The 20584-nt window shown below is 45.1% G+C and carries 15 protein-coding genes and 1 tRNA gene; 7 read left to right on the plus strand and 9 right to left on the minus strand.

The genetic code is table 11. The features are described 5' to 3' along the window. Nucleotides 1–344: 344 nt before the first annotated feature. The 4 genes from ACXABW_RS13020 to ACXABW_RS13035 all read right to left on the minus strand — a co-directional run bounded on the left by ACXABW_RS13020 (nucleotide 345) and on the right by ACXABW_RS13035 (nucleotide 3443). Nucleotides 345–1601, minus strand: a complete 1257-nt coding sequence (locus ACXABW_RS13020) for an HD-GYP domain-containing protein (RefSeq protein ID WP_252028315.1) — start codon at nucleotides 1599–1601, stop codon at nucleotides 345–347. A gap of 121 nt (nucleotides 1602–1722) precedes the next feature. Beyond that, nucleotides 1723–2127: a VOC family protein gene (locus tag ACXABW_RS13025; RefSeq protein WP_252028316.1), complete on the minus strand. Its 405-nt coding sequence runs from the start codon at nucleotides 2125–2127 to the stop codon at nucleotides 1723–1725. Nucleotides 2128–2331: 204 nt separating this feature from the next. Next, nucleotides 2332–3027: a VC0807 family protein gene (locus ACXABW_RS13030; protein ID WP_252028317.1), complete on the minus strand. Its 696-nt coding sequence runs from the start codon at nucleotides 3025–3027 to the stop codon at nucleotides 2332–2334. A gap of 331 nt (nucleotides 3028–3358) precedes the next feature. Beyond that, nucleotides 3359–3443 (minus strand) — tRNA-Leu (locus ACXABW_RS13035). 192 nt (nucleotides 3444–3635) lie between these two features. Here ACXABW_RS13035 and ACXABW_RS13040 point away from each other — a divergent pair. Then, on the plus strand, nucleotides 3636–4112 hold the full coding sequence (locus ACXABW_RS13040; RefSeq protein ID WP_252028318.1) for an RDD family protein: 477 nt from the start codon (nucleotides 3636–3638) through the stop codon (nucleotides 4110–4112). Between the two features lie 43 nt (nucleotides 4113–4155). On the opposite strand, the gene lptG is transcribed toward ACXABW_RS13040, so the two are convergent. Next, entirely contained in the window at nucleotides 4156–5226 is a 1071-nt protein-coding gene (lptG, locus tag ACXABW_RS13045; RefSeq protein WP_265686861.1) for an LPS export ABC transporter permease LptG, read from the minus strand. Beyond that, nucleotides 5219–6331, minus strand: a complete 1113-nt coding sequence (gene lptF / locus ACXABW_RS13050) for an LPS export ABC transporter permease LptF (RefSeq protein ID WP_457523047.1) — start codon at nucleotides 6329–6331, stop codon at nucleotides 5219–5221. Before lptF ends, lptG begins: the two co-directional genes overlap by 8 nt. 191 nt (nucleotides 6332–6522) lie before the next feature. On the opposite strand from lptF, the gene pepA reads away from it, so the two are divergent. The 4 genes from pepA to ACXABW_RS13070 all read left to right on the plus strand — a co-directional run bounded on the left by pepA (nucleotide 6523) and on the right by ACXABW_RS13070 (nucleotide 12457). Continuing rightward, complete coding sequence (gene pepA, locus ACXABW_RS13055; protein ID WP_252028321.1) at nucleotides 6523–8031, plus strand: leucyl aminopeptidase; 1509 nt, start codon at nucleotides 6523–6525, stop codon at nucleotides 8029–8031. Between the two features lie 63 nt (nucleotides 8032–8094). Beyond that, nucleotides 8095–8544, plus strand: coding sequence for a DNA polymerase III subunit chi (locus ACXABW_RS13060; RefSeq protein WP_252028322.1), 450 nt, complete (start codon nucleotides 8095–8097; stop codon nucleotides 8542–8544). 111 nt (nucleotides 8545–8655) lie between these two features. After that, nucleotides 8656–11529: a valine--tRNA ligase gene (locus tag ACXABW_RS13065; RefSeq protein WP_457523049.1), complete on the plus strand. Its 2874-nt coding sequence runs from the start codon at nucleotides 8656–8658 to the stop codon at nucleotides 11527–11529. Nucleotides 11530–11695: 166 nt separating this feature from the next. Next, nucleotides 11696–12457: a substrate-binding periplasmic protein gene (locus ACXABW_RS13070; protein ID WP_457523051.1), complete on the plus strand. Its 762-nt coding sequence runs from the start codon at nucleotides 11696–11698 to the stop codon at nucleotides 12455–12457. Here the strand turns inward: ACXABW_RS13070 and ACXABW_RS13075 are convergent. Further along, nucleotides 12454–13428, minus strand: a complete 975-nt coding sequence (locus tag ACXABW_RS13075; RefSeq protein ID WP_457523052.1) for a D-2-hydroxyacid dehydrogenase — start codon at nucleotides 13426–13428, stop codon at nucleotides 12454–12456. The genes ACXABW_RS13070 and ACXABW_RS13075 overlap by 4 nt on opposite strands. 42 nt (nucleotides 13429–13470) lie before the next feature. Beyond that, complete coding sequence (gene rluA, locus ACXABW_RS13080) at nucleotides 13471–14208, minus strand: bifunctional tRNA pseudouridine(32) synthase/23S rRNA pseudouridine(746) synthase RluA (protein ID WP_457523054.1); 738 nt, start codon at nucleotides 14206–14208, stop codon at nucleotides 13471–13473. 175 nt (nucleotides 14209–14383) lie between these two features. On the opposite strand from rluA, the gene ACXABW_RS13085 reads away from it, so the two are divergent. Beyond that, nucleotides 14384–15655, plus strand: a complete 1272-nt coding sequence (locus tag ACXABW_RS13085) for an NRAMP family divalent metal transporter (protein ID WP_252028327.1) — start codon at nucleotides 14384–14386, stop codon at nucleotides 15653–15655. 67 nt (nucleotides 15656–15722) lie between these two features. Here ACXABW_RS13085 and rapA read toward each other — a convergent pair whose 3' ends face one another. Next, nucleotides 15723–18629, minus strand: a complete 2907-nt coding sequence (gene rapA / locus ACXABW_RS13090; RefSeq protein WP_457523055.1) for an RNA polymerase-associated protein RapA — start codon at nucleotides 18627–18629, stop codon at nucleotides 15723–15725. A 473-nt stretch (nucleotides 18630–19102) separates the two neighbouring features. On the opposite strand from rapA, the gene ACXABW_RS13095 reads away from it, so the two are divergent. Further along, the gene (locus tag ACXABW_RS13095; protein WP_457523056.1) at nucleotides 19103–20494 is read left to right on the plus strand and encodes a PhoH family protein; all 1392 of its coding nucleotides are present in this window, start codon (nucleotides 19103–19105) and stop codon (nucleotides 20492–20494) included. The last annotated feature ends 90 nt before the right edge of the window (nucleotides 20495–20584 follow it).

The following is a 20584-nucleotide window of genomic DNA, read 5'->3' on the forward strand; positions in this document are numbered from 1 at the left end:
GCCCACACAGATTGATAGGTTTAAATTGTTAAAGAGCGTTTCTTCTTTGTGACTTAAGTCACTTCAGAAGAGGCGGCCATTCTAGCGAGATAATCTTCAGTGTCAAACACTTTTTGATATTTATTTTCTCACCGACATCCCGTCTTAACTGTTCACTGCTGAAGCCTTGTGGCATCTGCCGTGTCAGTGGGAGCGCATTATAGAGAGTCAGTTTCTTCTGGCAAGCAAAAAAACGCACTTTTTCAATAAAAAAAGCCCGAATGGCGACAAATCCATCAGGGCGTTTTTTATCTATACGTTAACTACCGAAAAGGAACATGTTTTCCACAATTACCTGTGGGTAACTAGTCATCACTGTCGAAGAAATAGGAAATACGAGATCTCGGATTCAAATACTCTCGTACTTTGTCTGGCAATTTATTTGGCAGGATTGCATTAACGATTTTTAGCTCTTTATCAGCTAAGTCGATAATAGGCGCTTGCGTCCTAGGTACTGATGGGTCGTATATAAGGACGTTTGGAAACAATATGTTCTTGGCATTGACAGAAATCACTAAGCCAACCATCTCATTAGACAACTGCACGACTGTGCCCGGTGGGTAAACTCCCATGAATTTAATCAGTATGTTGAGATTGTCATTGTCATAAAGGTGTTTGCAATTCTTATACAGATGAGAAAGCGCTATATAAGGAATTTTCTGTTCAGAGGGGATTGCCGGATGGCACAGGTTATCGAAGGCATTAGCAACAGCGACGACTTTAGCTAAATCATTAATCTTGTCTTCTTTTAAACCATTAGGGTAACCAGAGCCATCGTTGAGCTCATGATGTTGTTCTATTACGAGTTTTGCTGCGTCAGGAAAGCTCTCCATATTATTCGCTAGATCTAACCCATATTTCGTATGCAGCTTTAAGTAGTTCTTCTCCGGATCAGTGAGCGGTGTTTGCTTCCTTACAATAGCAGCAGGGACTTTTATCTTGCCCATATCATGGAACAACGCTGCAAAAGCAATATCCTTTATCTTCTGCGCTTCATAATCTTTAGCCTTAGCTATCATCATCGCAATAACGGACACATTCAACGAATGAAAGTAGATGTCTTCGAATTCACTTTTACCGTTCATCAAATGCAGTGTTACGCTATTGTCACCTAGTAACTTATCGACGATATCATCAATCAGAGCAGCTGCTTCATCGACGGCTTTCTCAGGACGATTACGAATCTTGTTCATTACCGCACGCATACGCGCTAACGAACGCTCAAATTCTTTTTCACATTGAATGACTCGACGACGATAAGCGCTTAGCTCCTCAATTCGCCTTTGTTTCTCGTCCCACATTTTCTGAGCTTCGATATCGATCACCACTTCTTCTTCCGACTCTGAAGTGCCTTTATCATGATCTGGAGGCAATGGTTGGGTATCACTCTGGTTTGGATTAATATAGACATGTTTAATCCCCAGGTGTTTGATCAACTGGATTTGCTCTTGGTCTTTGACCTTAAAGCTATTAAATAAAAATGGGTGCTCGTTCCACTTTACCGGTAGCCGAATGTGCAGCCCTGGTTGGATACGATCGACGGTAATTTTGATGCTTGCCACGTTTTATATACAACACTTTATTTATCGGTGGATTTTATAAGTTTAGATTATCTAAATTATCATTTCATCACTAGCACACGTTGTTAAAAAGTAGAGTAATATCCTCGTAACACTTTGTTAGTTAAACTAATTCGCAGTGCAACATCCAGCGCACTCCAAACTGGTCTTCTACTTTACCGAATCTAGCGCCCCAGAAAGTATCCGCTAAAGGCATCATCACATGCCCCCCTTCCGAGAGTTTGTCATATAACCTTGCCTGCTCATCCAGATTATCCAGCACTATTGATAAAGCAATGTTGTTTCCCCCCAGCTCTTTCGCCACTAAACCATCTGAAAGCATCAGTTTCATTCCGAAAGCTTCAAATTCCGCATGCATGACCCAATTAGGGTCCGCACCTTCAATAACTTGTGGTGCATCTTTGAATAGTTGCTTGGTCAACACGACACCATTAAAGCTCTTACGATAGAACTCGAGAGCCTCTTCACAACGGCCGGCAAAAAATAGATATGGGGTCACTTGATACATTGCTATCTCCATAAACAGATTCATAAGATAAAGATAGGCAACCAATTGAAAATTCGCATGAAAATTTTGAATTTTTTCACTCGATACTTAACCTATTACCGGCTTTAGTGATCGAGTTAGAACTTTGCCTTCGCACTTGGGTAACTGTTTCATTCAAATCAAAAACAAAAAGCCCGACACAATGCCGGGCTTCTGCTATTTAACTTACTTAGTATGGAATATCTGTTCCGTTTCCAACGATGTCATTGCGCGGATCTGTCGCCATACGTAATAGAAGATTCCAAACATCATCAGCATGCTTGGAATCGCAATCACTGGGTAGCTATACAATGTTAACTTCCCTAACTCCTCGTTAAATGCAGCCGTACCCGCAGGGCTCGTCACGATCCATGTTGCAAGGAAGTAGTTCATCACTGACGAAAAGGCAAAGGTACTGGCAAATAGGTAGTTAGAAGTCATCAAACAACGCTCAAATGCTTGTGACTTACCGTTTTCTTCAAGACGCTGGGTGATTAATGGAAGGTTTAAGACAGTATCGTTTAAAACCATCTTTTGCATCAAAGGATAACGAGTGAACGTTGAGCCCAACACCGCTAAACCGATAAGACCAGGAATCAATGCTTCTTTTAACGCCAACCAGCGTGTATCGAGCTCTAGTAAGCCAATCCCCCCCGTCAGTAGAACACTGACAAAACCCAGCGCTGCAATGAAATTAAACTTCTTATTGCGAATCAGATCCATGCCACCGAACACAACAGGGAATGCCAGCGCAACAACAAGCGCCATGACCGTTCCTAAGTGCTCGTCACCACTGAACTTCATTAAAATGAAAGAAGGGATAAAAACGTTGAAAAGGACTTCAAACAATGGATTCGACTTTTTCGTCTCAGTGCTACTCATAATTTCCTAGTGACTTGTCATGCTTTTGGTGTTTTCAAACGTGATTGTTCATCGCATAACGCCAGATGTAAAGCCCTAACCCTCTAGGCTGTGTAACGACTTGTGAAATAAAATCGTATTTCGCGAGACAAAACAGCGAACTAGACCTCTACCCTATGTATAGTTTTAATCGCTATAACATTGACTTTATAGGTAACCAGAATGAATAAGGGAGCGTTCTAATGAGGATAGGGAGGCTTTCATAGACTATCACGCCCTTTGGGCACTGCACCCCACGAATATACACTGCCTAAAACGACGAAAGGCCGCTATAAAGCGACCTTTCTATGTATGGTACCGGTGGGCGGACTTGAACCGCCACGCCCGAAGGCAACGGATTTTGAATCCGTCGTGTATACCAATTTCACCACACCGGCATCTTAGGGTGTTCCCCTTTGATGATTGGCATTATACGTAAGAAGCTTAGGTGCGCAAGAGTAAAAGATTGAAAAATCTTTTGTTTGCCGATAATTTCACCACAAATTGGTAAGCTGTGCGTTAGCTCTCTTTAAAGTGTCCCTTTGAGGCATTATTCTTTCGCGCAATTTGAATTAGGTAAGTACTTAACTATGACTCACTCCACCACTCTTCCACCAGCAGGTCTTATGCGTCGCTTTGGTGCTCTTTTCTACGACGCATTAATTGTACTCGCGATTGAAATGATGGCCGCAGGGCTTGTGATTGCGGTTATTTTTGCTCTTAACGCAGCGGGCATTCTCAGTTACGGTGAGTACGGTGATGCGGCTGGTCTTGTGGGTGAACACCCAATAGTAAGCCCACTGTTTACACTATACCTTGCTGCGGTATGGGTTTACTTCTTTGTATTCTTTTGGACCCGCGCTGGCCAAACTCTTGGAATGCGAGCTTGGAAGCTGCAAATTAGAAACGAAGACGCGACACCTATTACTGTTACTCAAGCATTGATCCGCTTAGGGACTTCCGGTTTCGGCCTGGCTAACTTCACCGTACCTTTTGACCCTAAAAAGCGTGGCTTCCACGACATTTGGGCCAAAACTCAAGTAGTAGTATTAAAGAACGCACAATAGAAAAAAGGAGGCTTTCGCCTCCTTTTTCAATAACCGTATTGCTTTATAATTTTCTTCGCAGCAACATTATCGCCACCGATAAGAACACCACACTTGGAGCAACAGCGCCAAATACTGGCGGTATTCCGTACACCAAGCTCAATGGGCCAAAAAACTCACTCGATATGTAGAAAGTAAAGCCTGCGATAACACCAGATAAAATCCTAGCGCCCATTGTCACACTTCTCAGCGGACCAAAGATAAACGATAGTGCCATCAACATCATTACAGCAATCGAGAATGGCTGAGTTATCTTACGCCACAACGCGAGCTCATAGCGTGACGAGTCTTGTTCTGATGCGTCAAGATAGGTGACGTAGTCGTATAAGCCACTGAGCGAGAGTTCTTCTGGTTTAACCGTCACTACAGCAAGTTTGTCTGGAGCTAAAGACGTCGTCCAACGATAAGTCGGCAAGGTATCTTTTGATATTTCAATACCATCACGCATGTCCGTCACTTGAACGTCTTTCATCTCCCATTCGTTATCGGAAATGAAATCGACTTTCTTGGCGTATATAACCGACTCTAAGTTTTTCTCTTCATCGAAACGCCACATGTTCATCTGATGAATTGTTTCGTCTTCTACTTTACCGATGAAGATAAAGTCGTTGGCATCCCTTGCCCACACACCAGTTCTCACTGACATGATATTACCGCCAGATGTGGCAATAGCGCGTAAGTCTCGCGCCATTTTTTGAGCTTGCGGTGCGCCCCACTGACCAAGCAAAGTCACAATGATCATTAACGGTACCGCGGTTTTTAGCACCGACATACCGATGTTGAGTTTAGAGAACCCAGACGCCTGCATTACCACTAGCTCTGAACTCGCCGCTAGCATCCCCAAACCAATCAAAGCACCAAGCAAAGCCGCCATTGGAAAAAACATCTCGATATCACGTGGAATACTCAACACCACAAACATCAACGCTTGGAATAAGTCGTAAGTGCCCTGCCCGACCTTTCTTAGCTGCTCAACATATTTAATGATGGCGGAAAGGCCAACAAAAGTGATCAATACAAGCGAAGTGGTCGCGATAATCGTTCTACCGATGTATAAATCTAGAATCTTAAACACTTGCTTTCGCCACCTTCTTTTGTCTCAACTTATCTTTAAACCTTCTGACCGGAATGCTATCCATGGTGTTCACTCCTATGGCCGAAAGCAGTAAAGCTGCATTAATAGGCCACATGCCGACCATAATTGGAATACTTCCATCTTCAATCGCAGATTTAGTCGCACTGATCGATAAGAAATACGCCAGATAAATCAAAATTGCCGGCCCCATTTTCGCGAAGCGACCTTGGCGAGGGTTCACCGCCGAAAGTGGCACCACCAGCATAGTGAGTAGCGGAATACATAGAACCAAAGAGATACGCCACTGCAGCTCGGCTTGTGCTCTAGGGTCTGGGTTAGATAGTAACGCTAAGGTTGGGATTGCTTCCCAGTCACGTCCTTTCTCTTTTACGCTGCGCTGTCCAATTAGGCCTTCATATTCATCAAAGTCAGTGATTCGATAATCAACTCGTGTAGGTACTCCTTCATAACGAGTACCTTCGTACATAGTGATCACTTGACGGCCATCACTGGTTTCTTTGACATCACCATAATTTGAGAACATTACACTTGGTAAGATTGAATCACGCGGACGCAGTTGAGCTACAAACACGTTTTTCAGCTGCTTGCCTTCAATATCATCGATGAATACCACCGAAGAACCATCAGGTGTACGTTGAAAGCTACCCTTTTGCAGCAAGTCCACACTATTCTCGGAAGCTAACTGCTCCATCAGTTGCGCTTCTTTGTCTTGGCTCCACGGAGCCAACCAAAATGAGTTAAACGCAGCCACACAGCCAGTAATTACCGCAAGATATAAGGCAGCTCGTACTAGGAACTTATTTCCGATCCCTGTTGCATTCATTACGGTGATCTCACTTTCCGCATATAGGCGGCCAAAAGTGAGCAAAATACCGATATACAAACTTAAAGGCAGCATCAACAACCCCATCGCAGGCATGTTCAAACTCACGATGGACAGGATCATTCGAGCAGGAATTTCACCATCCGAGGCTTCGGCCAAAACTCGTATGAACTTCTGGCTCAGAAACACTAAAAAGAGCACGAAAAATATCGCAAACTGGCTCTTGAGTGTCTCGCGGATCAAATATCTAACAATAATCACGCTGAAATTACCTATACAAAACTTGTTTTTTTGATTGAATCACTATAATTTCCCGTTGAACCTTTTATTTTTAAAATTTTCACTAACTGTTAGTCTGCTTATTTTAAGGGTAGTTCCTAGTAAGGAATCAACAAGTAAGCCGGCATTATCTAACATTTAGTTCTAAATGTCTTCAGGATGTAGGAGTACGCATGGAGTTCAGTGTAAAAAGTGGCAGTCCAGAGAAACAACGTAGCGCATGTATCGTTGTTGGAGTGTTTGAACCACGCCGCCTTTCTCCAGTAGCAGAGCAGCTAGACAAAATTAGCGATGGCTACATTAGTTCACTACTTCGCCGTGGTGATCTGGAAGGTAAACCAGGGCAGATGCTACTTCTGCATCAAGTTCCAGGAGTGCTTTCAGAGCGCGTGTTGCTGGTAGGTTGTGGTAAAGAGCGTGAACTTGGTGAGCGCCAATATAAAGAAATTATCCAAAAAACCATCAGCACTCTAAACGAAACTGGCTCTATGGAAGCAGTATGTTTCCTTACTGAGCTGCACGTTAAAGGCCGCGATACTTACTGGAAAGTGCGTCAGGCAGTAGAAGCAACCAAAGACGGTTTATACACGTTCGACCAATTCAAGAGCAGCAAGCCTGAAACTCGTCGTCCACTACGTAAGCTCGTATTCAACGTTCCGACTCGTCGCGAGTTAAACCAAGGTGAAAAAGCGATTGCTCATGGTTTAGCTGTTGCTTCAGGTGTTAAGGCTTCGAAAGACCTTGGCAATATGCCACCAAACATTGCGAACCCAGCTTATTTAGCTTCACAAGCTCGCCGCTTAGCCGATGACTACGACACCATCACGACTAAAATCATTGGTGAAGAAGAGATGGAAAAACTGGGTATGACTTCATACCTAGCCGTTGGCCGCGGTTCGAAGAACGAGTCTATGATGTCTATCATGGAGTACAAGGGCAACCCTGATCCAGAAGCAAAACCAATCGTACTCGTTGGTAAGGGCCTGACTTTCGATTCTGGCGGTATTTCGCTTAAGCCAGGTGAAGCGATGGATGAGATGAAGTACGACATGTGTGGTGCTGCATCCGTATTCGGCACAATGAAAGCCTTGGCAAAACTCAACCTGCCAATCAATGTAGTCGCTATTCTTGCGGGTTGTGAAAACATGCCTGGTAGCAACGCATACCGTCCTGGTGACATCCTAACTACTATGTCGGGCCAAACTGTCGAAGTTCTTAATACTGATGCAGAAGGCCGCTTGGTTCTATGTGACGCGCTGACTTACGTTGAGCGTTTTGAACCAGACTGCGTAATTGATGTAGCAACTCTAACTGGTGCGTGTGTGATTGCTCTTGGTCACCACATCAGCGGTGTACTATCGAACCACAACCCTCTTTCTCACGAACTAGTAAACGCATCTGAGCAAGCAAGTGACCGTGCATGGCGCCTTCCAATGGCTGACGAATACCACGAACAACTTAAGAGCCCATTTGCTGATATGGCAAACATCGGTGGTCGCCCTGGCGGCACTATCACTGCTGGCTGTTTCCTATCTAAGTTTGCCAAGAAATACCACTGGGCACACGTTGATATCGCGGGCACTGCATGGAAGTCTGGTGCAGCGAAAGGCTCAACGGGCCGTCCGGTCTCAATGCTTGTCCAATTCCTGCTTAACCGCAGTGGCCAAGAGACCGAGGAATAATCCTCACAATCTTGAAAAGGGCCGCAAGGCCCTTTTTTGTATCTCCTGTATTAGGTATGCCTCATGGCCAATGCGACTTTTTACATCATTAAGCCAGACACACCTCAAGAAACCCCCGAGGGTTTTGGCTTATATGTCATCTTTCTTGCACACCATTTTGCCAAGCAAGGTGCCAAGGTGTATTTGAATTGCAACGATAAGTTGCACGCAGAGCAATTGGCAGAACTACTTTGGCAAGTTGAACCAGAGCAATTTGTCGCCCATAACTTAGTGGGTGAAGGCCCTAAATATGGCACAAACATCGAGATTGGACACCAAGGGCTAAAGCCTTCTTGGAATCGCCAGTTGGTAATAAATTTGGCGGAAAATGAGACAACCTTTGCGAACAAGTTTGCTGAGGTGGTAGACTTCGTCCCTTGCGAAGAAAAAGCCAAGCAACTGGCGCGAGAAAGATATAAAATCTACCGCCAAGCAGGCTATCAGCTACAAACGATCGAAATCGAACACAGCTAGCAGCAACAAAATATGCAACCGGTCAATCCTTATAGTTAAGCTCTCCACTTAGAGAGTTCACTTATAATGATTGACTACGATTACCATCAACGTATCCAATAAATGAGTACTATGGAAAAGACATACAACCCAACTTCAATCGAACAAGCTTTATATCAAGCTTGGGAAGAGAAAGGCTACTTCAAGCCACACGGTGACACGACGAAAGAATCATACAGCATCATGATCCCGCCACCGAACGTCACTGGTAGCCTACATATGGGCCACGCGTTCCAAGACACCATCATGGATACTCTGATCCGTGCTGAACGTATGAAGGGCAAAAACACCCTTTGGCAAGTAGGTACTGACCACGCTGGTATCGCAACTCAGATGGTTGTTGAGCGTAAGATCGCTGCAGAAGAAGGCAAAACTAAACACGATTACGGTCGTGATGCTTTCATCGACAAAATCTGGGAATGGAAAAACGAATCTGGTGGCACAATCACTAAGCAGCTTCGTCGCCTAGGCGCTTCTGTAGACTGGGACCGTGAGCGTTTCACTATGGATGATGGCCTATCTAACGCTGTTCAAGAAGTGTTTGTTCGTCTATACGAAGAAGACCTAATCTACCGTGGCAAGCGTCTAGTAAACTGGGATCCAAAATTGCACACTGCAATTTCTGATCTTGAAGTTGAAAACAAAGACAAAAAAGGCCACATGTGGCACTTCCGCTACCCGCTAGCAAACGGCGTAAAGACAGCTGAAGGTAAAGACTACATTGTTGTTGCGACCACTCGTCCTGAAACCATGCTTGGTGATACTGGTGTTGCTGTTAACCCAGAAGATCCACGTTACAAAGATCTTATCGGTAAAGAGATCCTACTTCCTATCGTTAACCGTCTAATCCCTATCGTAGGCGATGAGCACGCAGATATGGAAAAAGGCACAGGTTGTGTGAAGATCACGCCTGCACACGACTTCAATGACTACGAAGTTGGTAAGCGTAACAACCTACCAATGATCAACATCCTAACTTTCAACGCAGACATTCGTGATGCGGCTGAAGTCTTCACAACTAACGGTGAAGCGAGCGATGTTTACTCTACTGAGCTACCAGCTAAATACCACGGCATGGAGCGTTTTGCTGCACGTAAAGCGATCGTTGCTGAGTTTGAAGAACTAGGTCTTCTTGATGAAATCAAAGACCACGACCTAACGGTTCCTTACGGCGACCGTGGTGGCGTGGTTATTGAACCAATGCTAACTGACCAATGGTACGTGCGCGCTGCACCTCTTGCTGAGCCTGCAGTTAAAGCAGTTGAAGATGGCGAGATCCAATTCGTTCCTAAGCAATATGAAAACATGTACTTCTCTTGGATGCGCGACATTCAAGACTGGTGTATCTCTCGTCAGCTTTGGTGGGGCCACCGTATCCCGGCATGGTACGACAACGACGGCAATGTATACGTAGGCCGTACTGAAGAAGAAGTACGTGCAAACAACAACCTTGCATCAGTAGTTGTTCTTCGCCAAGACGACGACGTACTTGATACATGGTTCTCTTCTGCACTATGGACGTTCGGCACTCAAGGCTGGCCTGAGCAAACTGAAGACCTGAAGACATTCCACCCTTCAGACGTTCTAGTAACTGGCTTCGACATCATCTTCTTCTGGGTTGCTCGTATGATCATGATGACCATGCACTTCAACAAAGACGAAAATGGTAAAGCACAAGTACCATTCAAGACTGTTTACGTAACGGGTCTAATCCGTGACGAAAACGGCGACAAGATGTCTAAGTCTAAAGGTAACGTTCTTGACCCTATCGACATGATCGATGGTATTGACCTTGAGTCTCTAGTAGAGAAGCGTTGTGGCAACATGATGCAACCTCAGCTAGCGAAGAAGATCGAGAAGAACACGCGTAAGACTTTCGAGAACGGTATCGAACCATACGGTACTGATGCACTGCGTTTCACTCTTACTGCTATGGCTTCAACTGGCCGTGACATCAACTGGGACATGAAGCGTCTTGAAGGTTACCGTAACTTCTGTAACAAGCTATGGAACGCAAGCCGTTACGTATTGATGAACACAGAAGAGCACGATTGTGGCATGTCACTATCTGCTGAAGACCGTGCAAACATGGAATTCTCTCTAGCGGATAAGTGGATTGAATCTCAGTTTGAGCTAGCAGCGAAAGAGTTTAATGCTCACCTAGACAACTACCGTCTAGATATGGCAGCAAACACACTTTACGAATTCATCTGGAACCAATTCTGTGACTGGTATCTAGAGCTTACTAAGCCAGTTCTATGGAAAGGTACAGAAGCTCAGCAAAAAGCGACTCGCTACATGCTGATCACTGTTTTAGAGAAGACACTACGTCTTGCTCACCCAGTGCTTCCTTACATCACTGAATCTATCTGGCAGAGCGTTAAGCCACTAGTAGACGGTGTTGAAGGCGACACTATCATGACTCAAGCGCTTCCTCAGTTTAACGAAGAGAACTTCGACGCTGAGATCGTAGAAGACATCGAATGGGTTAAGACTTTCATCACTGCTATCCGTAACCTACGTGCAGAGTACGACATTGCACCTAGCAAAGGTCTAGAAGTAATGATCAAGGTTGCTAACGAGAAAGACGCGGCACGTATCGAAGCAAACAAGGTAGTTCTCAACTCTCTTGCTAAACTAGATAGCTTAACGGTTCTTGCAGACGACGCTGAGACGCCAGCATGTGCGACTAAGCTAGTTGGTCAATCTGAGCTGATGATCCCTATGGCAGGTCTTATCGACAAAGATGCAGAACTTGCTCGTCTTGACAAAGAAGTGAAGAAAACGCACGGCGAAATCAAGCGTATCGAAGGCAAGCTAGGTAACGAAGGTTTCGTTGCTAAAGCGCCTGAAGCAGTTATTGCGAAAGAGCGTGAGAAGCTAGTGGGTTACCAAGAGACACTAGCTAAGCTTGAAGAGCAAAAAGCGACTATCGCTGCACTTTAAGACTTGATTAGTTTTCAATATAGAAACACTTCAAAGGCTGGTCACATTGACCAGCCTTTTTTTCTATCTAGGTTTCACTAGAACAAGTATTATCTTCTAGGGTTATAGGTAACCAATACCGTGGTAAGTACGAATACCGTAGTAAGCAATAAGACGGTGGTAAGTAATGATAAATTATCGATGTATACTCGGCACGTTAGTACTGATTGCTTCTAACTCAGTCTTTGCATCAAGCAGTGTCGAAACTCCAAACAGTGACAAAATCATTAAAATCGCTGCGGGTGAATGGCCGCCATTTATCGGCGAACAACTTGAAGACTTCGGCCATGTTGGTCACACCATTCAGCAGGTATTTGCCCGTCAAGGCTACTCAGTTGAGTTTCACTTCTACCCTTGGAAACGAGCTTATAAAAAGGCCAGCGAAGGCGAATATGTGGCGACTGCGGTTTGGATGTTTACCGAAGAGCGAACTGAACACTTCATGTTCAGTGATCCCGTCGCGCAAGAACAGTTTGTCTTCTTTCATTTAAAAGAAAATCCATTCCAGTGGCAGTCGCTGAGTAACTTAAAAGGGAAAACACTTGGTGGCGGCCTAGGCTACAGCTACGGTGAAGCACTCGATACTCTGATTAATGATGAACAAGTAACGATAAAGCGAGTTGAGAGCCCAGAGAAAGCCTTTCAGCTACTGAAATACCGCCGTGTAGAGCTTGTACCGGAAGAAAAGCACATTGGTATGTTTGCGTTAAGTAAAATGCCAATCGACACTCAGGAATTGATCACCTACAACCCAAAACCTTTCCTGTCTAATGACAGCTTTCTCATGTTTTCTAAAGCGCACCCTGACGCACAGAAGTTACTTATGATCTTTAATCAAGGGCTTAAACAATTTAAAGTCAGCCAGGATATACCTTATCTCAAACCTTAAACGACGCGGTTTTGCTCTCTTCCTTCAACAAACGCATCAATGTTATCCATTAGGATATTGGCTAAATTTTGAATGGATGAATCACTACCCCACGCAACATGTGGTGTTAACAGCAGGTTCGGCATGTCCATATTGGACAATAACGGGTTAGATTCATCAGCAGGCTCTTGAGCGAATACATCCACCCCAGCAGCCGCAATATATCCCGATTTCAGTGCCGTGATTAACGCAGCTTCATCCACTAAACCACCTCGACCAGTATTAATTAAAATCGCATCAGACTTCATTTTTTTCAGCTCAGGCTCACCAATCAAATGGTGAGTCTCAGCAGATAACGGGCAATGCAGTGTGATTGCATCCGATAGCTGTAGCACTAGGTCAAACGGAAGGTAGCCTTCTCTACACTCGGTAATACCCTTTCGCTCAGCAAAGACAACATTGATGCCAATTGATTTAGCCAAAGCCGCTGTGGCTTTTCCTAGTGCACCACTTCCAATAATCCCCAGAGTTGAGCCCGCAACATCCCCAATTGGGTGAGTAAAAAAACAAAACTGTTTGTTTCTCTGCCACTCTCCCTTCTTGATATCTTGGTGGTATCCCACCAAGTTGCGTCTCAAACTAAACAACATCGCTATCACATGCTCTGGTACAGATTGCGTGGCATAACCTTGAACGTTCGTCACTGCAATTCCATACTCTTGGCAATATTGGATATCGACGTTGTTAAATCCTGTTGCCGACACAGCAATCAGTTTGAGTTGTGGCAGCTTCTGTAAGGTATTGCGGTCGAGCACGACTTTGTTGGTGATTACAATCTCTGCATCTGCCAATCTATTTTCAACAAGCTGAGGGGACGTAAAGTCATACTCTTGCCAGTGATGCTCAAAGCTGGGTTTGGGTAAGGTTATCTGAGTTGGAATGGTCGCTCGATCGAGAAAAACAATGCTGGGTTTCGAGTGAGGTAACGACATTCAATGCTCCTATCGCTACCTCAACCGCATTCGTGCCGAGCACTATGCCTTGGGTAGCGTTTTATAATCAGGTAATGTTTCTTCGGCGCTAAAGTGTTGCAAAATTTCCGGTTTGGCTTCGGGATAAAAATCACACGGTACAAAAATTGTCTTCAGCTTATTGGTGTCTGGGTGGTAAAAGCTCAATTCTGCAGCATGCAGTTCCAAACGGTCCGAGAAATCCAGCGCCTCTTGTGTGGCATAGAACTCATCCCCCACAATTGGATGGCCCAGCGCTTGAGTATGCACACGTAGTTGGTGCGATCGCCCTGTGATTGGTAGTAGTCGAACGACACTCGTTTTCTGCTCTTGCTTGACCCTCTGATATCGTGTTTGTGATGGCTTGCCATGTTCAAAGCACACTTTTTGCCTCGGCCGGTTTGGCCAATCGCAAATCAAAGGCAGGTCAACCTCTCCTTCTTGCTCTTCAAGTTGCCCCCACACTCTCGCATAATAGATCTTATGAGTAAGTCGATATTGAAACTGCTTTTTCAAAGCGCGTTCTGCATCTTTCGTTTTTGCCAGCAGCATTAACCCTGATGTCGACATGTCCAGGCGATGAACAACTTGGATATCAGGATATTCAACCACTAACCGACTCCACATACTGTCGTAGTGTTCTGCCAACCTCCCCGGTACGGAAAGCAGCCCGGAAGGTTTATTCACAACCAAAATATGCTCATCTTGGTAAACAATATCGATCCACGGTTCTGTGGGTGGATGATAGTGCTGCATTGCCATACGTTTCTCGATTCTATTTACAATCTGGTCATTATATCAGAGCTATGTTTGTGACCGCAGCTGGTCATCCTAGGATGTTTTAGGTTTTTCATGTAAACAATATTTAACGCATTGAATACATATGATATTGATGCATTTCATTGACAGAGAAAAACCAAACATTCAAGGAACATTAATGGAAAGTATTTCCTCCACTGAGCACCAATCTACATACTCAGTATCACAACTCATTCGCTCATTAGGGCCAGGAATCATGATGGCCGCGGCGGCTGTTGGAGGCTCTCACCTCGTCGCTTCCACCAAAGCTGGTGCCATCTACGGCTGGCAACTGGCAGCATTAATCTTACTGGTTAACTTCTTCAAATATCCTTTCTTTCGCGCCAGTATTCAATACACCATGGGGACAGGAGAGAGCCTAGTTGAAGGTTACTCGAAATTGGGGCGCCCCTATTTATGGTTGTTTGTCGCGCTCAGTGTAATTTCAGGCATCGTCAATACCGCTGCACTGCTCCTATTCAGTGCAAGCCTACTCGGTTACTTCATTCCTTTCGAGCTGTCTAACACTGCCTTGTGTCTGATCATACTGGCCACGTGCTTAACGATTTTATTTGCGGGGCATTACAAAGCGCTCGATTCACTCTCAAAGATAATCATGGCAGTGCTAACCATCGCGACCCTAACTGCTGTGGTAATCGCAGTGGGCAACCCAGTCGAAGTCGTTCCTTCTTTTGAAGCCCCTTCTCCTTGGTCTATTGCTGCAATTGGCTTTATCGTCGTCACCATGGGGTGGATGCCAGCCCCTATCGAAATTTCAAGCTTAACGTCAATGTGGCTCAAAAGTCAGCAACGCCACCAAACCGTGACAGCGCGCTCCGCGTTATTTGATTTTAATGTTGGCTACATCGGCACAGCAATTTTAGCGATAGTGTTCCTAGCTCTTGGCACCCTTGTGCTGCATGGCGGTGGTGTGGAGCTGGCTAAATCTGGGGTTGGTTTTTCACATCAGCTGGTTGGCTTATACGCTTCAACCATTGGAGAGTGGTCGCGTTACTTGATTGCCATTGTCGCTTTCTTCTGTATTTTTGGTAGCACAATAACCGTCATTGATGGTTACGCTCGTGTGATCTCAGAATCGCAGCGTTTACTTCGCAAGCAAAACGAGATGAAGCCGAAAGTGACTCAGAGCTGGATGCTAGTGATTTCCTCAGCGGCGCTATCCATCATTGTTTTTTGGGCTTCGGCACTATTGCCAATGCTCGATTTCGCTATGATTCTAGCTTTCATGACGACACCGTTTTTCGCCCTACTTAACTACATCCTGGTATCTAAATCAGCTTTGCCAGAACCGCTAGCAATGACAAGAAAGCTCAAGCTACTCTCAATCGCAGGGTTAGTCTATCTATTCGGTTTTCTTGCCATATTCGTTTGGTGGAAATGGTTGATGTAACTTCCCTCTACACCAGCTATAAAAAAGGCCTTCGTAGTGAAGGCCTTATTGTATGTAGTCTCAATGGTTAGTTATGAGAAACCACAATCAAACGCAGTGAGTCTAACTGTACTTGAGCTTTACTAATATAGCCCGTTAACTCTTTTATCTGATCGTCAATGGCCTCTATTTCTTCGTCACGAATATTTGGGTTTACCGCTTTAAGCGCTTGTAAACGTTCTAGCTCTCCGTTCAAGCTCGCTTGCATCTCTTTTTGTGCTTGCTCACGCACATCATCAACACGTTGCGCTATTTGGGCGTCGCCTGCTTCAATCAACTTGTGTACGTCATTTTGTACCGAGTTAACCAGTTTGCTTGCAAGGTGGCGATTCACCGGGCTGAGCTGACGGTTAAAGCTATCAAACTCTACTTGTGAAGACAGATCATTACCGCGAGCATCCATCATCAAGCGAATTGGTGTTTGCGGCAAGAAACGGCTGATACCACTGCGTTTTGGTGCTTGGGCATCCACAACGTAAACCAGCTCGAGTAAAATAGTCCCGACTGGCAAAGCTTTGTTTTTCAGCAGGGAAACCGCAGACGTACCCACGCCTTCGCTCATTAGAAGGTCGATTCCGCCTTGAATCATAGGGTGCTCCCAACTGATGAAGTTCATGTCTTCACGGGATAAAGCAGTTTCTCGATCGAAAGTAATAGTGGCACCTTCATAAGGCAAACCCGGGTAGCTCGGCACCATCATGTGCTCAGATGGTGTAACAACCAGTGCATTTTCACCTTTATCGTCTTGGTTTAGGCCAATAGTGTCAAACAAGCTTAGTGCGAAAGTGACTAGGTTTGTGTCGCCATCGGTTGCTTCGATGGTCTCAACAATCTTCTGCGCTTTTTCACCGCCGTTAGAGTGCATCTCTAACAAGCGGTCGCGGCCTTGCTCCAACTGTGACTTCAGCTCTTTATTCAGCTTGGCAGATTCGTCGATCACACTGTCCAGCTGCTCAATATCACCAGATGACAACATCTCAATCAAAGCATCCGAATATTTGTCGTAGACAGCTCGTCCTGTTGGGCAAGTTTCGCGGAATGCGTTAAGGCCTTCCTCAAACCAACGCGCCAGTATCGCTTGAGCGCTACCTTTCAAGTAAGGCACATGGATATCGATATCTCGCTTTTGGCCAATACGATCTAAACGACCGATTCGCTGCTCTAACAAATCAGGGTTGAAAGGTAAGTCGAACATCACCAATTGATTTGCAAACTGGAAGTTACGTCCTTCCGAACCAATTTCACTACATAGCAATACTTGTGCGCCACCTTCTTCCTGAGCAAAGTAAGCCGCTGCTTTATCTCGTTCAAGAATCGACATGCCTTCATGGAAGACGGTCGCACGGATACCTTCACGCTCTCGCAGAGCTTGCTCCAATTGCAAAGCGGTATTGGCACGAGAGGCAATAACTAGAATCTTCTCACTGCGCTTCTCTTTTACTTTTTCGATCAGCCAGTTAACCCGCGAATCAAATTGCCACCAGCTTGCGTCATCACCTTCAAACTCTTGGAAAATCTCTTCAGGATATAGGTTTTTCAGCGCCCTTGCTTCGGGTGCAATCTTGCCACCAATTAGGCCAGAAACACGCATAGACGTGCTGTATTGCTGTGGAATATCCATCGGCATTAAATGCACATTGCGCTGTGGGAACCCTTTGATCGCAGCTCGTGTATTACGGAACAGAACTCGGCCAGTACCGTGACGATCCATCAGGTTATCGATCAACTCTTGGCGTGCAGCAGCTTTCGCCTCTTCATCTGAGTCACTCTCAATAATACGGAACAGGGGCTCAACATCCTGTTCAGACAACAGCTCGGTAATTTGGTTTTTCGCTTCATTTTCCAACGTTAAGCCTGAAAACAAAGCCGTAACAGAATCGGCGACTGGTGCATATTGCTCTTCTTCTTGAACAAACGCGTCGTAGTCGTAAAAGCGGTCCGAATCGAGTAACCGTAGCCTAGCAAAGTGGCTTTCACGACCAAGCTGCTCAGGTGTTGCGGTAAGCAACAATACGCCCGGTGTTTTGTCAGCTAAGCCTTCAACCACTTGGTACTCACGACTTGGATTGTCTTGGCTCCACTCTAAATGGTGAGCTTCATCCACTACGAGTAGGTCCCAGTCACCTTCCAGTGCTTGCTCAAAACGTTTGCGACTCTTTCGCAAGAAATCCAGTGAACACAAAACATATTGTTGAGTATCAAACGGGTTATCCGCTTCAGCAAATGCTTCGACACAGCGCTCTTCGTCAAAGATTGAGAAATGCAGGTTGAAGCGGCGCATCATTTCCACCAACCACTGATGCTGCAGTGTTTCCGGAACAACAATCAAAATACGTTCTGCGCGGCCAGCTAAAACCTGCTGGTGAATAATCATGCCTGCTTCGATGGTTTTACCTAAACCAACTTCATCAGCAAGTAATACACGTGGAGCGTGACGACGACCAACTTCATGAGCGATATATAACTGGTGTGGAATCAATCCTGCGCGCATGCCACATAAACCACGCATCGGACTTTTGTGCTGCTCAAACTGATTGGTTAAAGCGCGGTAACGCAACACAAAGTTGTCCATACGATCTATCTGGCCTGCGAACAACTTGTCTTGTGGCTTATTAAATCGGATTTGATTGCTAAGCATGATTTCACGTAGAGCAGCTTGTTCACCGCTATCGTCACGCTCACCAAGGTAAGTCAGAACACCTTGGTCTTCTTCCACCTGTTCGACAGTCAATGACCAACCTTGTTGGCTTTCCACTACATCACCAACATTAAATGTTACTCGGGTAACCGGAGCATCGTTACGTGCATAAACACGGTTTTCTTCAGATGCTGCAAACATCAGCGTTACGGTGCGAGCATCCAATGCCACCACGGTACCTAAACCTAAATCGCTTTCCGTATCACTTATCCAGCGTTGCCCCAAAGCAAATGTCATGAATTGACTACCTCTTATAAATTGTATCTTTTATCTTAGCTGTTCTTTTATGCGCCACTTTTCAAGGCAACTTCTAATCATAATAGCCAGAAGCACAGGCACAGAAAAAGGTCGCTAATCTTACTTGAAGCTGTGATACAGGTCACGTGATAACGGGGGATTTTTTCCCAGAACTTCGCCTGCCATCAAACTGTAAGAAAGCAGTGCCTATTGTAGTTTTGAGTGTTGCTATACTCAGCAATGAATAGGCATCTTTGAGAGCGTCAATTAAACGTCTGTGGCACAAAGCATGCATTATTTTAGGTATAGATGATGATCAACACGGGTTTGCAGTATGTAGTTAAGAGCTACTTACAAGGCACTGCCTAGATAGCTCAACTACCTCTTCTGCAAGCAAATCCGTTCTTTACTCAGTTAAAGACTGAAAGCTAAAGAATTTGCTAAGCAAGCCGCCTCGCGGCAAGGAGACGCTTATGGGTGACACCGATCGGAAACTGTTTGTACTTGATACCAACATCCTTCTACACGAACCTTTCGCCATTTTTTCCTTTCAAGAGCATGATGTGGTCATCCCGATGACCGTCCTTGAAGAACTCGACCGAATCAAAGACAGTAAACGCGATGTTGCGCGAGACGCACGCGTTGCTATTCGTGCTCTAGAAGATCTTTTCCGTGACGCAACCCCTGATGAAATTTCAGAAGGGATTCCATTTACCAAAGACAGCAATTCAAAAAATAGTAGTACCACTGGCACGATTTCCATACTGGCCGACTTTGAGCTGCAGGAGACGGTGAAAGCATTTGCAGACAAAGCTGGCGACAACCGAATTCTCAATGCTGTTTTATATCTACAGAACAAACGTGCACCACGAGAAGTCATTTTAATCACCAAAGACATCAATATGCGTCTGCGCGCCAAAGGGGCTGGTGTTCGATTCGTCGAAGATTATCGTACCGACCAACTGATTGATGACGTTCAGTACCTAACCAAGGGCTTCCAGCAACGAGAAGGGGATTTTTGGAACAGTATTGAACAAGTTGAAAGCAAAACCTTAGGCGGAAAAACCTTCCATACGCTCAGCCGAGAATCTTTTGAACCAACTTTTATCAACCAGTATGTGATTGATGAAGAGAGTGACTTCGCCGCTCGCGTGGAAGAAATCAACCCAGACAGCATTATGCTGCGTGATTTAAGCCGTGAGCGCATGATGCATCGACGCGCTTGGGACATTACGCCGAAAAATATCTATCAAGGAATGGCGATGGATGCCCTACTGGATCCCGACATTGACTTGGTGATCCTCACCGGTGCTGCAGGTAGTGGTAAAACACTGCTGGCAATGGCAGCAGCTTTAGAGCAGACCATCGAACACAGCATGTTCGATAAAATCATAGTGACACGAAATACCCCCGACATCGGTGAATCAATTGGTTTCTTACCTGGTACCGAAGAAGAGAAAATGCTGCCATGGCTCGCGGCAGTCACCGACACTTTAGAAGCACTGCACAAGAACGATCACTGTACGGAAGGGTCTTTGAAGTACATCTGCGACAAAGCCAATATCCAGTTCAAATCCATTAACTTCATGCGTGGACGCTCAATTCAAAACGCTTTTGTCTTACTCGATGAGTGTCAAAACTTAACCGCTTCGCAAATCAAAACCATCATTACTCGATGTGGTGAAGGCACTAAGATTGTCTGCTCTGGTAACTTAGCGCAAATCGACTCGCACTACCTGACTCCTGTCACATCAGGTTTGACCTATATGGTAGAGCGATTCAAAAACTTTGAAGGCAGTGCCAATATCCACCTAAATGGAGTGGTACGAAGTCGCCTGGCTGAATTTGCTGAAGAGAATTTATAATCACTATTGCCGAGATATAATTCATATCTCGGCATTTGTTTGAAATAATTATTCACAAACAATACTTAAATATGTTTAACTAACTCCATA

The organism is Vibrio paucivorans (assembly GCF_054053395.1).